General features: G+C 70.4%; 15 protein-coding genes. 6 read left to right on the top strand and 9 right to left on the bottom strand.

What is annotated here, in order from left to right:
• The first annotated feature begins 39 nt into the window (after nt 1-39).
• Genes ACSP50_RS11935 through ACSP50_RS11920 form a run of 4 tightly spaced genes read left to right on the top strand, consistent with a single transcriptional unit; the run spans nt 40 to nt 4,488 of the window.
• On the top strand, nt 40-1,476 hold the full coding sequence (locus ACSP50_RS11935) for a gamma-aminobutyraldehyde dehydrogenase (RefSeq protein WP_014689445.1): 1,437 nt from the start codon (nt 40-42) through the stop codon (nt 1,474-1,476).
• A gap of 1 nt (nt 1,477) precedes the next feature.
• Complete coding sequence (gene gabT / locus ACSP50_RS11930; protein ID WP_014689444.1) at nt 1,478-2,749, top strand: 4-aminobutyrate--2-oxoglutarate transaminase; 1,272 nt, start codon at nt 1,478-1,480, stop codon at nt 2,747-2,749.
• Between the two features lie 47 nt (nt 2,750-2,796).
• A complete protein-coding gene (locus tag ACSP50_RS11925) occupies nt 2,797-3,252 on the top strand; it encodes an Lrp/AsnC family transcriptional regulator (protein WP_172898752.1) in 456 nt (151 codons plus the stop codon).
• Between the two features lie 3 nt (nt 3,253-3,255).
• Nucleotides 3,256-4,488, top strand: coding sequence for an FAD-binding oxidoreductase (locus tag ACSP50_RS11920; RefSeq protein WP_014689442.1), 1,233 nt, complete (start codon nt 3,256-3,258; stop codon nt 4,486-4,488).
• 5 nt (nt 4,489-4,493) lie between these two features.
• Here the strand turns inward: ACSP50_RS11920 and ACSP50_RS11915 are convergent, their stop codons facing one another.
• The gene (locus ACSP50_RS11915) at nt 4,494-6,092 is read right to left on the bottom strand and encodes an ATP-binding protein (RefSeq protein WP_014689441.1); all 1,599 of its coding nucleotides are present in this window, start codon (nt 6,090-6,092) and stop codon (nt 4,494-4,496) included.
• Nucleotides 6,089-6,484, bottom strand: coding sequence for a response regulator (locus ACSP50_RS11910; RefSeq protein ID WP_014689440.1), 396 nt, complete (start codon nt 6,482-6,484; stop codon nt 6,089-6,091). Before ACSP50_RS11910 ends, ACSP50_RS11915 begins: the two co-directional genes overlap by 4 nt.
• A gap of 202 nt (nt 6,485-6,686) precedes the next feature.
• On the opposite strand from ACSP50_RS11910, the gene ACSP50_RS11905 reads away from it, so the two are divergent.
• Together ACSP50_RS11905 and ACSP50_RS11900 are read left to right on the top strand one after the other, a co-directional pair.
• On the top strand, nt 6,687-7,427 hold the full coding sequence (locus ACSP50_RS11905) for an alpha/beta fold hydrolase (RefSeq protein ID WP_231956911.1): 741 nt from the start codon (nt 6,687-6,689) through the stop codon (nt 7,425-7,427).
• A 9-nt stretch (nt 7,428-7,436) separates the two neighbouring features.
• A complete protein-coding gene (locus ACSP50_RS11900) occupies nt 7,437-7,850 on the top strand; it encodes a MerR family transcriptional regulator (RefSeq protein ID WP_014689438.1) in 414 nt (137 codons plus the stop codon).
• A gap of 54 nt (nt 7,851-7,904) precedes the next feature.
• Here the strand turns inward: ACSP50_RS11900 and ACSP50_RS11895 are convergent, their stop codons facing one another.
• From ACSP50_RS11895 to ACSP50_RS11865, 7 genes are all read right to left on the bottom strand, one after another.
• Nucleotides 7,905-9,287: an aspartate aminotransferase family protein gene (locus ACSP50_RS11895; RefSeq protein WP_014689437.1), complete on the bottom strand. Its 1,383-nt coding sequence runs from the start codon at nt 9,285-9,287 to the stop codon at nt 7,905-7,907.
• A gap of 168 nt (nt 9,288-9,455) precedes the next feature.
• Complete coding sequence (locus tag ACSP50_RS11890; protein WP_014689436.1) at nt 9,456-10,856, bottom strand: FAD-binding oxidoreductase; 1,401 nt, start codon at nt 10,854-10,856, stop codon at nt 9,456-9,458.
• Between the two features lie 6 nt (nt 10,857-10,862).
• Nucleotides 10,863-11,711, bottom strand: coding sequence for an ABC transporter permease (locus ACSP50_RS11885; protein ID WP_014689435.1), 849 nt, complete (start codon nt 11,709-11,711; stop codon nt 10,863-10,865).
• Nucleotides 11,708-12,571, bottom strand: a complete 864-nt coding sequence (locus ACSP50_RS11880; RefSeq protein ID WP_014689434.1) for an ABC transporter permease — start codon at nt 12,569-12,571, stop codon at nt 11,708-11,710. The genes ACSP50_RS11885 and ACSP50_RS11880 overlap by 4 nt, the downstream gene beginning before the upstream one ends.
• 4 nt (nt 12,572-12,575) lie before the next feature.
• The gene (locus tag ACSP50_RS11875; protein WP_099344040.1) at nt 12,576-13,784 is read right to left on the bottom strand and encodes a spermidine/putrescine ABC transporter substrate-binding protein; all 1,209 of its coding nucleotides are present in this window, start codon (nt 13,782-13,784) and stop codon (nt 12,576-12,578) included.
• 41 nt (nt 13,785-13,825) lie between these two features.
• Nucleotides 13,826-14,983, bottom strand: coding sequence for an ABC transporter ATP-binding protein (locus ACSP50_RS11870; RefSeq protein WP_014689432.1), 1,158 nt, complete (start codon nt 14,981-14,983; stop codon nt 13,826-13,828).
• Between the two features lie 50 nt (nt 14,984-15,033).
• Nucleotides 15,034-16,470, bottom strand: coding sequence for an aminobutyraldehyde dehydrogenase (locus ACSP50_RS11865; RefSeq protein ID WP_043513989.1), 1,437 nt, complete (start codon nt 16,468-16,470; stop codon nt 15,034-15,036).
• Nucleotides 16,471-16,515 lie beyond the last annotated feature (45 nt).

Genomic DNA, 16,515 nt, shown 5'->3' with positions numbered 1-16,515 from the left:
GATGGGGCAGCACGGACTGATCCCGAAGCTGGAGGGCGAATGACCGCCAAGCAGATTCTGCACAACTTCGTCGGCGGCGCCGCGGTCGCGCCCGCCGAGGGCCGATATGCGGATCTCGTCGACCCGTCCACCGGCGAGGTGTTCGCGTCCGCCCCGGTCTCCGGCCGGGAGGACGTCGACCGGGCCATGGCGGCGGCCGCCACCGCCTTCGAGGACTGGCGCACCACCACCCCGAGCGACCGGCAGAAGGCGCTGCTGAAGTTCGCCGACGCGGTCGAGGCGCGGACCGCCGACCTGGTCGCCGCCGAGTCGCGCAACACCGGCAAACCGCTGGGCCTGACCACCAGCGAGGAGCTGCCGCCCGCGGTCGACCAGATCCGGTTCTTCGCCGGCGCCGCGCGGCTGCTGGAGGGCCGCTCCGCCGGGCAGTACATGAACGGTTTCGAAAGCTACGTCCGGCGCGAGCCGATCGGCGTCTGTGCCCAGGTCACCCCGTGGAACTACCCGCTGATGATGGCGGTCTGGAAGATCGCGCCGGCTCTCGCGGCGGGCAACACCGTGGTGCTCAAGCCGTCCGACACCACCCCGGTCTCCACCGTGATGCTGGCCGAGATCGCCGCCGAGTTCTTCCCGGCCGGCGTCTTCAACGTGGTGCTGGGCGACCGGGACACCGGCCGCGCCCTGGTCGAGCACCGGACCCCGCAGATGGTGTCGATCACCGGCTCGGTGCGGGCCGGCATGGAGGTGGCCTCGTCGGCCGCCGCCGACCTCAAGCGCACCCACCTGGAACTGGGCGGCAAGGCCCCGGTCGTGGTCTTCGAGGACGCCGACGTCGCGGCGGCCGCCGCCGACATCGCGGTCGCCGGCTACTTCAACGCCGGCCAGGACTGCACCGCGGCCACCCGGGTGCTGGTCGCCCCGGCGATCTACCGGGACTTCGTGGCCGCCCTCGCCGAGCAGGCCCGCGCGCTGAAGACCGGCGCGCCCGAGGACGAGGACGCGCTGTACGGCCCGGTCAACAACGCCGGCCAGCTGTCCCGGGTGGCCGGGTTCATCGACCGGCTGCCCGACCACGCCTCGGTCGAGGCGGGCGGCGCCCGGGTCGGCGACCGCGGCTTCTTCTGGTCCCCGACCGTGGTGGCCGGCCTGCGCCAGGACGACGAGATCATCCAGAACGAGGTGTTCGGCCCGGTGATCACCGTCCAGCAGTTCGCCGACGAGGACGAGGCGGTGCGCTACGCCAACGGCGTCGACTATGCGCTGGCCTCCAGCGTGTGGACCCGCGACCACGGCCGGGCGATGCGGATGACGCAGCGGCTCGACTTCGGCTGCGTCTGGGTCAACTGCCACATCCCGCTGGTCGCCGAGATGCCGCACGGCGGTTTCAAGCACTCCGGGCACGGCAAGGACCTTTCGGTGTACGGGCTGGAGGACTACACCCGCCTCAAGCACGTCATGCACAACGTGGGAGCCTGACGTGTCCACCTCAGCCGAGCTGCACCGGCGTCGTCTCGCCGCGGTCGCCAAGGGGGTCGGTTCGACCATCGCGGCCTATGTGGACCACGCCGCCGACGGCACCCTGACCGACGTCGACGGCCGGGAGTGGATCGACTTCGCCTCCGGGATCGCGGTCACCAACGTCGGCAACGCCGCGCCCAAGGTCGTCGAGGCGGTCCGCCGGCAGGTGGAACGGTTCACCCACACCTGCTTCATGGTCGCCCCCTACGAGTCGTACGTCGCGGTCTGCGAGCAGTTGATCGCAGCGACCCCGGGCACCTTCGAGAAGCGGGCCGCGCTGTTCAACTCGGGTGCCGAGGCGGTGGAGAACGCCGTCAAGATCGCCCGGCACGCCACCGGACGCCCGGCGGTCGTGGTGTTCGACCACGCCTACCACGGCCGGACCAACCTGACCATGGCACTGACCGCGAAGAACATGCCGTACAAGCACCGGTTCGGGCCGTTCGCCCCGGAGGTGTACCGGGCACCGATGTCGTACCCGCTGCGCGACGGCGGCCTGGACGGCGCCGAGGCGGCCCGCCGGGCGATCGACGTGATCGAGAAGCAGGTCGGCGCCGGGAACGTGGCGGCCGTGCTGATCGAGCCGATCCAGGGCGAGGGCGGCTTCATCGTGCCGGCCCCCGGATTCCTGCCGGCGCTCGCGGCGTGGGCGGCCGAGGCCGGGGCGGTGTTCATCGCCGACGAGATCCAGACCGGCTTCTGCCGGACCGGGCAGTGGTTCGCCGCCGAGCACGAGCGGTTGCAGCCCGACCTGATCACCACGGCCAAGGGGATGGGCGGCGGGCTGCCGATCGCCGGGGTGGTCGGCCGGGCCGACCTGATGGACGCGGTGCACGCCGGGGGGCTCGGCGGCACGTACGGCGGCAATCCGGTGGCCTGCGCCGCCGCCCTGGCCGCCATCGAGACCATGCGCGATCGGGATCTCCCGGCGGCGGCCCGCCGGATCGGGTCGGTCCTGCTGCCCGCGTTGACCGCCCTGAAGGACGAGGGAATCGCCGACGTCCGGGGCCGGGGCGCGATGATCGCCGTCGAGCTGGTCAAGCCGGGCGGCATCGAGCCCGACCCGGTCCGCACGGCGGCCATCTCCCAGGCCTGTCACGCGGCCGGGCTGCTCACGCTGACCTGCGGCACCTACGGCAACGTGCTGCGGTTCCTGCCGCCGCTGGTGATCCCGGACGCCGCGCTGCACCGCGGCATCGACATCCTGACCACCGCCTTCCACGACAACTGAGGGGCTTTCCTTTGCCCGAGCACGTCCTCACAGGAAAGAATCTCGCCGTGAGTGACACGGGCCTGGACGAGATCAACAAGCAGATCATCGATCACCTGCAGCGCGACGGACGGATGTCGTACGCCACGCTCGCCAAGACGATCGGCCTGTCCGAGGCCGCGGTGCGCCAGCGCGTGCAGCGGCTCCTGGACAACGGGCTGATGCAGATCGTCGCGGTGACCGACCCGCTCACGCTGGGCTTCGCCCGGCAGGCGATGGTCGGCCTGCGGGTCAACGGCGACCTGCGGGAGATCGCCGACAGGCTGGCCGCCATCCCCGAGGTGGACTACGTGGTGATCTGCGCCGGCCGCTACGACCTGCTGGTCGAGCTGGTCTGCACCGACGACGAGCACCTGCTCGACCTGCTCAACGAGAAGGTGCGGGTGATCGACGGGGTGACCGCCGCCGACACCTTCATGTATCTCAAGCTCGCCAAACAGACCTACGCCTGGGGAACCAGATAAACCATGAGCTTCTGGCTGGAGACGCTCGGCCCGATCGAGCGGCGCCCACCCCTGCCCGGTGACCGGGACGCCGACGTGGCCATCGCCGGCGGCGGCTACACCGGGCTGTGGACCGCGTACTACCTCGCCAAGGCCCGGCCCGACCTGCGGATCGTGGTGCTGGAGGCGGAGTTCTGCGGGTTCGGCGCGTCCGGCCGCAACGGGGGCTGGGCGTCCGGCCTGTTCCCGGTCGCCGAGGCGAAACTGGCCCGGCGGTACGGCGCGGCCGCCGCCCGGGCCATGCACGCCGCGCTGGCCGACGCGGTCGACGAGATCGGCCGTACCGGCATCGCGTGCGACTACGCCAAGGGCGGGGTCATCTCGCTGATCCGCACCCCCGGCCAGCTGCGCCGGGCCGGCGCCGGGGCGATGGACGCGGCGGCCGCCCGGGCGATCTGCGGCGCGACCGGCGTGCTCGGCGGCGTCTACAGCGAGCACTGCGCGGCGCTGCATCCGGCCAAACTGGTCCGCGGCCTGGCCGCCGAGGTGGAACGGCTCGGCGTCAGCATTCACGAGGACACCCGGGTGCTGACGCTGACCGACGGCGAGGTCAGCACCGACCGCGGCCGGGTGCGCTGCGGCACCGTGGTCCGCGCGCTGGAGGGCTACACCGCGGAGCTGCCCGGCCACCGCCGCGATCTCGCCCCGGTCTACTCTTTGATGATCGCCACCGAGCCGCTCCCGGCCGAGGTCTGGGACCGGATCGGCCTGCGGCGCCGGGAGACGTTCAGCGACGAACGCCGGATGATCATCTACGGTCAGCGGACCGCGGACGACCGCCTCGCCTTCGGGGGCCGCGGCGCCCCCTACCACTTCGGTTCCCGGGTCCGCCCCGAGTTCGACCGGGTCCCGGCCGTCTTCGGCAGACTGCGGCACACGGTCGGTGAGCTGTTCGGCATCGACGTGCCGGTCGCCGCCCGCTGGGGCGGCCCGCTCGGCATCCCCCGCGACTGGATGCCCGGCGTCGGCCTGCACGACGGCATCGCCTGGGCCGGCGGCTACGTCGGCGACGGCGTGGCCGCCAGCAACCTGGCCGGCCGTACCCTGACCGACCTGATCCTGGGCCGCGACACCGAGCTGACCGCGCTCCCCTGGACCGGCCACCGGTCCCGCCGCTGGGAGCCGGAGCCGCTGCGCTGGCTCGGCATCAACGGCGGCCTGCACGGCACCGCCCTGCTGGACGTCCTCGACCGCTGACCCGGTCAGCGGGGCAGGCGGACGCAGACCACGGTGCCGCTCGGATCGTTGGCGGCCAGTTGGATGGTGCCGCCGTGCAGATGGATGATGGAGCGGGCCAGGCTGAGCCCCAACCCGCTGCCGTGCGTCCCCTGGTGCCGCACGTTGCTGCCGCGGAAGAAGCGGTCGAAGACCCGGTCCCGCTCGTCCTCACGGGTGCCGATCCCGGTGTCGGCGATGCACAGCTCGGCGGAGGTCTCGTCGCCGCACAGGGTGACCCGGATCGGTGCGCCGGGCGGGCTGTATTTGACCGCGTTGGCCAACAGGTCGTCGAGGGCCTGCCGGAGCCGGTCCGGGTCGCCCGGCACCGGCAGTTCGCCGGGCAGGTCGGCGCTGATCGGGGCGTGCGCGGCCGCCACCGCGTCCCCGACCAGGGCGGCCAGGTCCACCGGTCGTTTCGCCACGGTCAGGTGCCCGCCGTCGAGGCCGGCCAGGTCGAGCAGCGACTCGGCGATCCGTTGCAGCACGGCGGCGTTGCGGGCGATGGTGCGGGCCATCTGCCGGCCGTCGTGGTCGAGCCCGGCCGCCTCCTCGGCGAGGATGGTGGCGTTGGCGGTGATCGAGGTGAGCGGGGTGCGCATCTCGTGCCCGATCAGGTCGACGAAGTCGTTCTGCGCCCGGGCCAGCTGCCGGGCGAGTTCCTCGGCGCGGCGCAGCGCCACGAACACGCCGATCTGCGCGGCCACCCCGTCCATCAGGACGGTGAGCAGTTCCTCGTGGCGTTCCCGGGCGCCGGCATAACAGGTGAGCACGCCGAGCAGGGTGTCACCGTCGTGCACCGGCACGGCGAGCACGGTGCGGATGCCGCGGCGGATGCAGATCCCGACCCGCTCCCGCTCGTACGAGGTCCGCAGATCCCGGTGGGCGCTGATGTCCGACACCCAGATGGCCCGGCCGGTCTCCCAGACCCGCCCGGTGATCCCTTCGCCGCGGCGCGGCACGTGCCCGAAGAAGTCGTCGTCGGGTGCGGCGCATCCGGTGTCCCAGTGCCCGACGGCCCGCAGCCCGCCGCAGGCCGCCTCGTCGATCACGAACAACTCGGCGCACGGCCAGCCGAGTGTCTCCACCACCGCGCGCAGCACCTCGGGGGCCGCGGCCCGCACCGTGGTCGCCCGTTTCAGCGCCTGTTCGACGGCGAGGTGGCAGTCCCGGAAGCGTTCCGCCCGGTGCAGCGCGGTCACCTCGTGCCCGATCGCCACCGCGCCGAGCACCCCGCCGCCGGCGTCGCGGATCGGCTGCGCGCTGCACGCGAAGACCCGCACCGGCTGGTCCGGACACTGGATCAGGACGTCCTCGGCGACGATGTGCTCGCCGCGCAGGGCGCGCATCAGCGGGGTCCGCTCCCAGGTCATCGGCGGCCGGCCGGGGGTGGCCAGGACCCGCTCGGTGCTCGCCACGTAGTCGGCCGGCACCGGACCGTCCAGCGGGAAGCCGCGGACCTCGCGGATCGTCCGGTTGACCAGCACCACCCGGCCGTCCGCGTCGCAGGCGACCACGCCCACGGTGAGGCTCTCCAGCAGGGCGCCGAGAAAGGCGTCGCTGTCCGGGACGCCCTGCACCGTCACACCGCGCAGCGCTGGGCGTGCGCGTGCGGGCCGTGTGCCAGCAGGTCCTGGATGGTGGCCAGGAGCCGCTCGTTCGGACAGGGTTTGAGAAGCACCGCGCAGGCCTCGGCGTGGGCGGCGCGCGGGTCGCCGGGAGTGAGCTGGCCACTGAGGATGGCGACCGGGATGTCGGCGACCTCGGGGTTCGACCGGACCGCGCGGATCAGTTCCCAGCCGTCCATCCGGGGCATGCCGAGGTCGGTCAGCACCGCGTCCGGGTGTTTCTCGACGACCATCTCGAAGGCGGCCTGCCCGTCCGGCGCGCGCAGCACGGTCAGCCCGGCCCGCTTGCACACCCGGACCAGGACGGCGGCGATGTCCTCGTCGTCCTCGGCGATCAGCAGTACGGCCACTCCGTCAGCATGCGCTCACCGGTGCGCGCCCGGGGAGGTTTCCGCGCATTGCCGCGCCCACCCTATCGAGCGCTGCGCCGCCCGGTGCGGAAACCGCTCCCCACCCCGGGGGGAGAAACCTTTCCACCGATTCGCGGGTACGCATGCCGCTCCGCCCGTTCCCACCGAGCGGATCATCGCGACCATCGATACCCTCGATCAGGTGACGTCACAACTACCGATCGTGTTCATCGCGGCCCTGGGTGAACCGGGCCGGTACTGGCAGCCCGTGCTGGACCGCCTCGGCGACCTGACCACCGTCACCTACGACCGTCCCGGGATCGGCGATGCGCCACCCCGCCCGGCGCCCCGCCCACCGGTGGCCTACAGCGTGCTCGCCGACGAGCTGGCCGCTCTGCTCGACGCCCGCGGGGTGCCCGGCCCGGTGGTGGTCGCCGCCCATTCGATCGGCAGCCTGATCGCCCGGGTGCTGGCCGATCGCCACCCGCACCGGGTGGCCGGCCTGATCCACATCGACGGCTCGATGCCCCAGTTCCACCTGCTGCCCGGCCTGGAGTCGCCGGAGGACGGGGAGACCGGCGACCCGGACGCCGCGGTGCTCGACATCGTGGCCGGCCAGACCGAGGTGCTGTACGCCGCCTCGCCCAAGGTCCCCACCCTGGTGCTGACCCGCACCCCGGGCGCCTGGGACGGGCGGCATCCGGCCCCGCCCGGCGCCGAGGAGCTGTGGCTGGCCCACCAGCGCGCCCTGGCCCGCGACGCGGGCGCGCCGCTGGTGGTCGCCGACGATTCCGGCCACTACCTGCCCACCGTCCAACCCGATCTGGTGGCCTACGCGATCCGCGCCGTGCACACCGCCGCGGTCACCGGCCGGCCGGTGGAGCTGGATCCGACCGCCCTGCGCGCGGCCGGCGGGCACCGCGACCGGGCCGTCACCCATTAGGCTGCGTCTATGACCGACAGCGGGCTGAGCATCGGGGAGATCGCCCGGCGGACCGGGCTGACCATCGACACCCTGCGTTTCTACGAGCGGGCGGGTCTGCTGACCCGGCCGGTCGAACGGGATGCGGCGGGCCGCCGGGTGTATCACCAGGAGGACGAGGGCTGGCTGGAGATCTGCACCAACCTGCGCAGCACCGGGATGCCGTTGAGCGAGATCAAACGCTTCGCCGACCTGGTCCGGGCCGGCGCCGGCAACGAGGGCGAGCGCCTGGCGTTGCTGCAGGAGCACCGGGAGCGGGTCGACGAGCAGATCCGCCGCCTGCAGAAGTTCCGCGAGGTGATCGACTACAAGGTCGCCGTCTACGCCGAGCAGGTCACTCAGGGCACCGCCGCCACGTTCTGGACCGGCGTCGGCACCGGGTGAAGCCGACGGTCCGCCACCCTCGGCGCGGCGGCGGACCGGACGGATCGGGGTGGGTCAGAGGCGGTTCCACGCCTCGGTGAGCACCGAGCGCAGGATCTGCTCGATCTCGGCGAACTGGGTCTCGGTCGCGGTCAGCGGCGGCGCCAGCTGGATCACCGGGTCGCCCCGGTCGTCGGCGCGGCAGTACAGGCCGGCTTCGAACAGGGCGCTGGACAGGAAGCCGCGCAGCAGCCGCTCGGACTCCTCGGCGGTGAAGGTCTCCTTCGTCGCCTTGTCCTTGACCATCTCGATGCCGAAGAAGTAGCCGTCGCCGCGCACGTCGCCGACGATCGGCAGGTCGAGCAGCTTCTCCAGGTAGGACCGGAACAGCGGGCTGTTCTCCCGGACGTGCCGGTTCAGGTTCTCCCGCTGCATGATGTCGATGTTGGCCAGGGCGACGGCCGCGCCGACCGGGTGGCCGCCGTAGGTGATGCCGTGCGCGAACCAGTTGGTGCCGTCCAGGAACGGCTCGGCCAGCCGGTCCGAGGCGATCATCGCGCCGAGCGGGACGTACCCGGAGGTGAGGCCCTTGGCGGTGGTGATGATGTCGGGCTGGTACCCGTACCGGTCGGCGCCGAAGAACTCGCCGAGCCGGCCGAACGCGCAGATCACCTCGTCCGAGACGAGCAGCACGTCGTACCGGTCGCAGATCTGGCGGACCCGCTGGAAGTAGCCGGGCGGGGGCGGGAAACAGCCGCCGGCGTTCTGCACCGGCTCCAGGTAGACCGCGGCGACCGTGTCCGGGCCCTCGAACTCGATCATCTCCGCGATCCGGTCGGCGGCCCAGACGCCGAACTGCTCGGGTGTCATGTTCTCGTCGGGCCGGCGGTAGTAGTTGGTGTTCGGCACCCGCATGGTGCTCGGGATCAGCGGCTCGAAGTCCTGTTTGAACGGCGGGATGCCGGTGATCGACAGGGCGCCCATCGAACTGCCGTGGTACGCCACCGCGCGGGAGATCACCTTGGTCTTGAGCGGCTTGCCGATCCGCTTGAAGTACGACCGGGCCAGCTTCCACGAGGACTCGACGGCCTCGGAGCCACCGGTGGTGAAGAAGACCCGGTTCAGGTCGCCGGGGGCCATCTCGGCGAGCCGGCCGGCCAGCTCGATCGCCTTGGGGTGCGCGTACGACCAGATCGGGAAGTAGGCCAGCTCGGCGGCCTGCTTGGCGGCGGCATCGGCGAGCTCCTGGCGGCCGTGCCCGGTCTGGACGACGAACAGGGCGGAGAGCCCGTCGAGGTAGCGCCGGCCGGCGGAGTCCCACACGTAGCACCCGTCACCGCGGGTGATCACCGGCACCGGGGCGTCCCGGTAGGCGGAGAGCCGGGTGAAGTGCATCCAGAGGTGGTCACGGGCGGTCGCGGAGAGTGCGTCCACGTCATCAGGCTGTCGGTCGGTCATGTCTCCCACGCTCAGTTCCGTACTCGTTCCCGTTGTTGGCACCGATCCTGCCTACGGAATCCGTGGTGCACAACCCCTCAGGCAACCATTTCCACGTTGAATCCGCGTTGGGCTCCCGGCATCCGAAAAGCGCCGACCCCGGGACCGGGGCCGGCGCCGAAGAATCCACTACGAGTCGAAGCCCAGCCCGAATCTGTCCAACGTGCGCAGCCACAGGTTGCGCCGTCCGCCGTTGCGGTCGGCCTGCGCGATCGACCTCCGGGTCACCTGGATGACCCACGAGCGGATCGGCTCGGGCGGGAACGGCACCGGCTTGCGGCGCACCATCTTCAACCGGGTCAGCGGCGTCTGCTCTCCGCCGAGCAGGTCGAGCATCACCTTCGCGCCGAACCGGGTGGCCCCCACGCCGAGGCCGGTGTAACCCACCGCGTACGCCAGCCGGCCGCGGAACGCGGTGCCGAAGAACGCGCTGAACCGGCTGCAGGTATCGATGATCCCGCCCCACTTGTGCGTGAACCGTACGTCGGCCAGCTGCGGGAACGTCTCGTAGAAGTGCTCGGCCAGCAGCCGGAACGTCTCCTCGCGCAGGTCCCGCTCGGGGGCGATCCGACCGCCGTTGTAGTACACCGCGTCGTACCCGCCCCACAGGATCCGGTTGTCCGCGGTCAGCCGGTAGTAGTGGAACTGGTTGGCCGAGTCGCCGACCCCCATCCGCTGCCGCCAGCCGACCGCGGCCAGCTGCGCCGCGGTGAGCGGCTCGGTGATCAGCGCGTAGTCGTAGACCGGCACGACCCAGTGGCGCAGCCGGCGCAGCAGCTGCCCGTGCGCGCCGGTGGCCAGCGCCACCTGTCTCGCCTCGAGCCGGCCCCGCCAGGTGTGCAGCCGCAGCACGCCACGCTTCGCGCTGATCTTCTCCACCCGGCTGTTGTCGTAGAAGCGGACGCCGAGCTCGGCGCACGCCTCGCGGAGTCCCCAGACCAGCCGGGCCGGGTCGACCAGCGCGGTGGAGTCCACGTCCCACACCGCGCCGAGGTAGGTGGGCGAGTCGATCTCCGCCCGCACCTCGTCGCGGTCGAACCTGCGCACGTTGAGCCCGCGCTCCCGGGCCTCGTCGTAATACTCCAGAAGCTCCTGCAGCTGCCAGTCGGTGGTGGCGACGTTCAGCTCTCCGGTCCGCTCCCAGTCACAGTCGATGTCGTACCGCCGGACCGTCGCCTCGATCTCGTCGAGGTTCTCCAGGCCGAGCCGTTCGAGCAACTCCATCTCGGCCGGGAAGCGACTGATGCCGTTGTCGAAGCCGTGGGTGAGACTGGCGGAGCAGAATCCGCCGTTGCGGCCGGAGGCCGCCCAGCCGGCCGTGCCGGCCTCGATGACTACCACATCCCGTTCAGGATCTCGTTCTTTCGCCAGGAGCGCGGTCCACAGTCCGCTGTAGCCGGCTCCGATGATGGCGAGGTCTGCCTGTGCGACACCCGTGAGGGGTTCCGCCGGGGCCGGGGCGCCGTCCTGCATCAGCCAGTACGGCTCCCCGATCGCCTCGGCGAGGGGGGTATGGAAGGGATCTCCCATAAAATATCAGTCCCGTTTTGATGTGGATCTTGATCGAAGGTTGGCGATGACCGCGATCAGCACGCCGGCCGCGAAGATCAGCGTGCCCATCACGTTGACCTGCGGGGGCAGGCCGACCCGGGTGGCTCCCCAGATGTACAGGGGGAACGTGGTCGCGCTGCCGGAGACGAAGTTGGTGACCACGAAGTCGTCGATGGACAGCGCGAAGGCGAGCATGAAGCCGGAGAAGATGGCCGGCAACAGAATCGGGAAGGTGACCTTCCAGAACGTCGTCCAGGCGGTGGCGCCGAGGTCGGCCGCGGCCTCCTCGATCGACCGGTCCAGGGTGATCACCCGGGCCCGGACCACGGTGGTGACGAACGAGATCGAGAACAGCACGTGACCGATCACGATCGTCGCCACGCCCCGGCCGGTGTTGAGCGAGACGAACAGGCTCAGCAGCGAGGCACCCATGATCAGCTCGGGCGACGCCATGGTGGCGAACAGCAACAGGTTGATCGTGCCCGACCCGCGGAACTGGTAGCGGCCCAGCGCGTACCCGATGCCGGTGCCGACCGCGGCGGCGAGCAGCGAGCTGATCACCGCGATGACCAGCGACAACCACAGCGCCGAGGTGAGCTCGTCGAGCCCGAAGATGTCCTTGTACCACTTGACCGTGAAGCCCTGCCAGGTCTGGTTGAACTTGCCGTGCGGGTTGTTGAACCCGAACAGGATCATCACGAAGATGGGCAGGACCAGCCAGAGGATGACCAGCCAGGTGTAACCGAACATCAGGCTGGCGCCGGTGATCCGGAACCGACGGCGCGGGGCCGCGCCGGGGGCGGTGACGGGTGGGGTGAGCGTCGAGGTGGTCATCGTGCCGCCGCATTCATGACGTCCTCGGTGCCGAGCGCCCGCGCATAGGTGAAGACGCCGACCAGCAGCACCGCCATCAGCACGAAGGACAGGGCCGAAGCCGTCGGGTAGTTGGAACTGGCCAGGTACTGCGCCTGGATCACCTGGCCGATCATGGTGGTGCTGGCACTGCCGAGCACCTGCGAGTTGACGTAGTCGGCGCTGGCCGGCACGAACGTCATCAGCACACCGGCGAAGACCCCGGGCAGCGCGAGCGGCAGGACCACCCGGCTGAACACGACCGGCGGCTTGGCGTACAGGTCGCGGGCCGCTTCCAGCACCCGCGGGTCGATCCGCTCCAGCGCCACGTAGATCGGCAGGACCATGAACGGCAGCGAGTTGTAGACCAGGCCGAAGATCACCGCGTACGAGGTGCCGAGGATGTGGAAGCCGGGTGAGAGCAGCCCGGCCTCCTTGAGCGGATGCAGCAGCACCCCGTCGTCGGTGAGGATCTGCCGCCACGAGATCGTCCGCAGCACGAACGACACGAAGAACGGCAGGAGCAGCAGGAAGAGGTACGTCGATTTCCGCTTCCCGCCGTGGAACGCGATCCAGTACGCGATCGGGAAGCTCATCACGACCAGCACCACCGTCGTGATGAGCCCGTACACCAGCGAGCGGATCAACTGCACCCGGTAGTCGGAGATGGCATCCACGTACGTCTGCCAATGACCGGTGAACCGGTAGCCGTTGATGACGTCGCCCTGCTGCAGGGACAGCGAGAACATGGTGGCCATCGGCACCACGAAGAACAGCAGCAGCCACAACCCGCCGGGTAGCACGAGCAGGTAGGGCGCGAGTGTGCGTTTTACCCGGTTCATCAGCTCAGCTCAATGTGATCGGTTCGAAGATGCGCTGGAAGTTCTGCTGCTCTTCCTGCGTGTTGAAGTCGATGTAGTAGTGCAGCTTGTCGTAGTCGGACTGCCCCGGGAACACCAGCGGGCTGCCGGCCACCATCGTCAGGGTCTTCTTGTCGTCCCCGCTCGCGGCGGCCGCGTCCTTCTTGATCTGGTCCTGCGCGGCCGGCACCGGGCACACGTAGTTGATGAACTCGGCCAGCGACGCCGCGTTCTCCACCTCGTAGAAGAAGTCCATCATCATGATCGCGTCGACCGGGTTGGCCGCGGTGATCGGGATCGTCATGTTGTCGGTCCAGATCGTGCCGCCCTCCTCGGGGATCACGAACCGGAAGTCCGTGCCGTCGGAGACGTTCTTCTGGAAGATGTCGCCGGACCAGGCCTGGGTCAGCCAGACCTCGCCCTTGCCCAGCGCGTCGACGTAGCTCTGGTCGTAGTAGTTGCGGACCATGCCCGCCGACTTCTGCTGCTTGAGCTTCTCGGCCGCCTGCTTCCACTCGGCCTCGCCGGAGCCGGCCGGCTTGAGACCGGCCGCGAGCAGACCGAAGTTGGCCAGTTCCTGGGTGTCGGAGAACATCCCGACCTTGCCCTTGAACTGCGGGTCCCACAGGTCGGCGAGCTTGGTGATCTCCCGGCCGGTCTTCTTGATGTCGTACGCGATGCCGGTGATCCCGGACGCCCACGGGATGCTGAAGACGTTGCCCGGGTCGAAAGCCTCGTTGGCGTACGATTTACCGGCGTTCGCCGCGTAGTTGGGCAGCTTCGAGTGGTCCAGCGGGGCCAGGAAGCCGCCGGAGCGGAACTGGCCGAACTGCACCGAGTTGGTGATCACCATGAGGTCGAAGCCGATCGACTGACCGGCCGACAGCTGGGGCTGCACCTTGGCGAACCAGGGCCCCATCTCCTGGATGACCTCCTGGTAGTTCACCGTGATCCCGGTCTTCTCGGTGAACTTCTTGAGCTGCGGCTTCTTCGGGTCCATGTAGAGCGGCCAGTTCGCGAAGTCGAGCTTGCCGTTCTTGACCTTGCCGCTCCAGAACTTCGCCACGGCGTCGGGGGCGACGCTGGCCTCCGGCTTGCCCTTGCCCTGCACGCCGCAGGCGGCCAGCAACGCTCCGAGAGCCGACGTGCCACCGAGGCGCAACGCGTCCCGGCGACCAAGGCGCCGCTGCGTCATGCCGCGCAGGACGGAGGGGTCCGGCTGACTGGTCGGGAACATCAGACTCCGATCGGGTACGAGTGCTGGGGGGCCCAGGTGAGGAAGACACGCTCGCCGCGCGAGGCGACGTCCTCGGCATCGTGAGCATTCTGATCGAACACCACGAAGTCTGATCCCGCGGAGGTCGCGACCGTGTAGTTGGTCGATGTCCCGTGGTAGACGACCTCGGTGACGGTGCCGGAGAGCAGGCTGCCGGTGACCGCCTGCGGGGCGCTCCGGTGCAGGTCGATCTTCTCCGGGCGCACCGACACCTCCAGCTTCCGGCCGGCCTGCACCGTGCCGGGCACCGGCGCCAGGATCCGCTCCCCGCTGCCCAGGTCCAGTACGGCGAACCCGTCCTCGACCCGGGCCACCTGGCCGTCGACGATGTTCGACGTGCCGATGAAGCCGGCCACGAATCGGGTCGAGGGCCGCTCGTAGATCTCCCGCGGCGTGCCGAGCTGCTCGATCAGCCCGGCGTTCATCACCGCGATCCGGTCCGACATGGTCAGCGCCTCACCCTGGTCGTGGGTGACGTAGACGAAGGTGATGCCGACCTCGCGCTGGATCCGCTTCAGCTCGATCTGCATCTGCTGGCGCAGCTTCAGGTCGAGGGCGCCGAGCGGCTCGTCGAGCAGCAGCGCCCGCGGGTGGTTGACCAGCGCCCGGGCCAGCGCGACCCGCTGCTGCTGGCCGCCGGACATCTCCTTGGGCTGCCGCTTCTCCATGCCGGTCAGCGAGACGATCTCCAGGATCTCGCCGACCCGCCGCTTGATCTCGCTCTTGGCGACCTTCTTGCGCTCCAGCCCGAACGACACGTTCTGCAGGACGTTGAGGTGCGGGAACAACGCGTACGACTGGAAGACCATGTTGACGTCGCGCTTGTTGGGCGCCACGTTGGTGACGTCCTTGCCGTCGAGGAAGACCGTGCCGGTGGTCGGCTGCTCGAAGCCGGCGATCATCCGCATCGTGGTGGTCTTGCCGCAGCCGGACGGGCCGAGCAGCGAGAAGAACTCCCCCTGACCGATCGCCAGGTCGAGGCTCTTGACGGCCGGGACCGCCTCACCGTGCGACAGGTATTCCTTGCGGACACCGGCGAACTCGATCGCCGGGTACCCGGTCCGCTCGCCGGTGGCCGGCGCGGCCTTCGCGGCGTGGTGCGGGACAGACGTGGTCATAAATGTTCACCTCGGAGGCGGGGGTGGCGATTGTCCAGCGGATCAGCGGATCAGCCGTGATAGCTCATCACGTGCTTGATCCGGGTGTACTCCTCGAAGCCGTACAGGGAAAGGTCCTTGCCGTGGCCGGAGTGCCCGTAACCGCCATGTGGCATCTCGGACACGAACGGCAGGTGCGTGTTGATCCAGACCGCGCCGAAGTCGAGACGGCGGGACACCCGCATGGCACGACCGTGGTTCTGCGTCCAGACGCTGGCGCTCAGTCCGTAGCGGACGTCGTTGGCGTACCGGACCGCTTCGGCCTCGTCGGCGAACGGCTGCACCGTGATCACCGGGCCGAACACCTCGTCCTGGATCATCTCGTCGCGCTGCCGCAGGCCGGCCACCACGGTCGGCGCGAAGAAGTAGCCGCGGTCGCCGATCCGCCGGCCGCCGGCCACCACCTCGGCGTGCGCCGGGGTGCGGTCCAGGAAGCCGGCCACCCGCTCCAGCTGGGCCGCGTTGTTGACCGGGCCGAAGAACGCCGCGGTGTCGGACGGGGCGCCGACCCGGGTGCCGCGGGCCGCCTCGGCCAGCGCGGCGGTGAAGTCGGTGGCGATCCGCTCGTGCACCAGCACCCGGGTGGCGGCGGTGCAGTCCTGGCCGGCGTTGAAGAAGCCGGCGCCGGCGATCGCGGCCGCGGTGGCCGCGATGTCGACGTCGTCGAAGACCACGACCGGAGCCTTGCCGCCCAGCTCCAGGTGCACCTTCTTGAGGTCGGGGGCGGCCGCCGCGGCGACCTCCATCCCGGCCCGGGTGGAGCCGGTGATCGACACCAGCTGCGGCACCGGGTGGGCCACCAGCGCCCGGCCGGTGTCCCGGTCGCCGCAGACCACGTTCAGCACACCGGCCGGGAGGAACTCGGCGGCGATCCCGGCGAGCAGCAGCGTGCTGACCGGGGTGGTGTCGGACGGCTTGAGTACCACCGAGTTGCCCGCGGCGATCGCCGGGGCCAGTTTCCAGATCGCCATCACCAGCGGGTAGTTCCACGGCGTGATCTGCGCGCACACACCGATCGGCTCACGGCGTACGTAGGAGGTGTGGTCCCTGAGGTATTCCGCCGCGGCCTTGCCCTCCAGCATCCGCGCCGCGCCGGCGAAGAACCGCAACTCGTCGAGGACCGGGCCCATCTCCTCGGCCCGGGTCGCCGCGACCGGCTTGCCGGTGTTGCGGCACTCGGCCTCGATCAGCTCCTCGGCCCGCGCCTCGACCGCGTCGGCGATGCGCAGCAGCGCCCGCTGCCGCTCGGCCGGCGTGGTGTCCCGCCAGACCTCGAACCCGGCGGTGGCGGCCTCCACCGCGACCTGCACGTCCCGCTCCGAGGAGACCGGGGCGAGGGCGTAGGCCTCGCCGGTGCTCGGGTCGACGACCGGCGACGTCCGCCCCTGGTCGGTGTCCGTGAAGGATCCGTTGACGAAGTTGCGCAGCACGGGGAGTTCGGTGCTCACGGGGGTGTTGCCTTCCGTCGGTGTGGTGACGCTCACCAGAAGTGG

The organism is Actinoplanes sp. SE50/110 (assembly GCF_900119315.1).
In the GTDB taxonomy this organism is placed as follows: Bacteria; Actinomycetota; Actinomycetes; order Mycobacteriales; family Micromonosporaceae; genus Actinoplanes.
Note: the sequence above shows the minus strand (reverse complement) of the source record. Positions and strands in the feature narration are given on the sequence as shown.